1 protein-coding gene is annotated in these 2,615 nt (G+C 54.3%); it reads right to left on the bottom strand.

Going from position 1 to position 2,615, the window contains the following annotated elements; translation table 11 throughout:
* Positions 1 to 2,615, bottom strand: a 2,615-nt coding sequence (locus VPNCDNU1_RS21240; protein ID WP_145959479.1) for a PLxRFG domain-containing protein, incomplete at both ends; no start/stop codon positions are given.

The raw sequence follows: 2,615 nt of genomic DNA, 5'->3' as shown, positions 1-2,615 counted from the left end.
TCTTCCGCGAAATGGGTGGCATCCGCATGCGAACGTCCGTCGGCTCTCGCCAGCCGATACGCCGCTATTGCCGTGGTTTCACGGTTGTAAACCTCCGCCTGATGAAACAGTCGGGCGATCCAGTTCATCACTCGGTCGTAACGCGCGTTGTACTCCCAGTTTTTCGACTCGGCTATCCCAGCCAATTCGTGTGATTGGGTCACATCTAAGAGTCCGGTATCGTGCCACTGTTGATAGGCTTGCCGCTCTTCTCCTTGTAACTTTCGCTTTACACTGCCTTGAGTCAATGGGTAGCTCGCCATGGTGCGGAGCAATTCCCCTGCCGCTCGACGTAAACCGAATCGACTCGCCAGTATCGGCAACGCCACCACCATATTCTGGGTCAGGTTTACCATCGCCGCCGCGGGGGATGCGCCCAACATCCAGATGAATCCCATGGACGTCAGATGCTGAGCCACCGTGGAATGCGAAGGGTTCATGATCCATTCATGACGTTTTAGCAGCTCTTCCGCGTAACGGCTGGCTTGGTTGCTGTTGCTCACCTGCGCCGCTTTTTTGGTGTCCGCCGCCAATTGTGACAAGGTGTCGGAATACTCCAACCTCGCCAACTGATACGCGCCTCGCATCATGTTGGACGCCAACGCGCGCAACGCATCGTTACTCCACCCTTTGGTCTTTTTGCGATGCAGAAATTGCTTGCGCATGGAACGCGTTGGCAAGGACTGCAAATACAATTGGTAGATGGTGTCCTTCAACTCACTTTTTTTCAGATCATTGAGTTGAGTATCGTCAACGTGGTGCATGAGATCGAGAACAAAATTCAGACTGGCGCCTTCCATGGAAGACAGCCCCTCAACCGCGCGCCCTGTGGAGACGGTAAACCCAGCAGTGCGCAATCTCTTTGAGGCGTCTTGCTGTGCCTTTTCAGACTCAAACATCAGAAAGTGTTTTTCACCCTGCTCATCCACCGAGCTCAACCAATACTCCCCAAATCGCGCCAAGGGAAAATACGGGGCCATGACGCTTTGCAGTTCAAACTGCAACTTCAAATCCGCTAAGCGCTTTTTCTTGAGCCGATTATCGATGTCGGCGCGCTCAATCTGTTGCTCTAACAATGTTCGGTATTGCCTGTGTCGAGCCTGATAGGCATCACGCATGGTTCGATAGTGTTGTTTCGCCTCTTCCGGCAAAGCATCAAAACGGGTTTTCAACGCCTGATGTTTTACCTGACGTAATGGCTCTGACTCCAGTTGTCGCCGATACGCCTTGAGTTCACGCATTTGCGCCGAGGTTTTGTGGCTGCCCTCATTCACCTTTTCAAGGTGGCGAATGGCTTTCTCGAGCGGGGCTTTGGCACTGACAAACGCCCCATCCGGATCCACGCCATCAACGGTCGCTAGGTGCGCGATGTCGAACAGCGTGTCAGCCGTTTGCTGATGTTTCGATGCCCATTTTTGTATGCGCTGTGCCATCTCACCCGCTTCGTACGCCCACTGGTTGCGACGCGTGAGCATGTGATGCACGGTATTGACGTAGTGTTGCACGCTCGGAAGCTGGGACTGAGACAGATCCGCCAACTGACGCAGGGTGATCGCCCCCAACCCTTTACTCCCCCCAAACGTCTGTTTTGCGGCGTATCCGATGTGGCTGAGGATCCCTTTGAGTCGGCGTTGAGGGGTGGTCGCATTCAGTGCCGCTTCAAAGCTTGCAGACTTGGTGCGTGAAAACATCACTTCAGAGCTTACTGTGTTTGGACGAGCCGACTTATTTGCTATCCTTTGCTCCAAGGTATCGATGAGATGAAGCAGCTCAGAACGGCGCACGGTCGAAGGAAACCACCCTAAGCGCTTGAGGGCAGCCCATAGCTTACTCAGCAACGCGTCCCACCAACGTTTTATTGCGGGACGCGTTTGCTCTGCCGCTAACGCCATCACTTCTTCGGCTTGCTCCGCCAGATTGAGCTCGCCATATCGGGTAAGTACCTCGTCCCACAGGGGCTGAAGCGAAGAGTGATGACGACTGCTCTGTATCGCGCGCAGGATCGCCGCGTGCTCGTGCTCTCCCAACACGCTCCGCAGACCATGGTGAACCAAAATTTCATGTCGAAGCGCACGCCTCACTTGCTCAGGGGATCTCAAACTCGACGCCACTAAAGTGACCGTCTGTGTCGATGGATCATACACCGCATGTACCTCCCCTCGCCCCTTATCATAAGGCAGGTCTAACGCCGTCTTAACCACTTTGATACGAACTCGGATCTCTCCTTGATAGTGCTTGAGCCAGTGTCGTGAGATACGCGCCACCTGATCAGGCGTTAATGATGCCTTGCGCGACTCGGCGGACGTTTGAGCTGACCTCGTTCGGGAAAACAGCTGAACGTGCTCGCCGTTGACTTGCGTATCTAGGACCTCAAACAGGCGATCAAACGCAGGGGCGATCTCCGTATTGAGCTCCGCTTGTGTCGGGTACGCGTAATCCATGTCGCTATCGTGTCCAAACTGACGCTGCCAGTCGGCTTCATTTAAGACGTTGGCAAGGTAGTCGTTGGTGATCCCCACATTGCGATTGCGCGCGATGATGTACGCTTCAAATGCGCGCGCCGTCATTTCTGTCAT

It is taken from the genome of Vibrio penaeicida (assembly GCF_002933855.1).
GTDB lineage: Bacteria > Pseudomonadota > Gammaproteobacteria > Enterobacterales > Vibrionaceae > Vibrio > Vibrio penaeicida_A.
The sequence above is the reverse complement of the archived record's forward strand: the minus strand, read 5'-3'. Positions and strand labels throughout refer to the sequence as shown.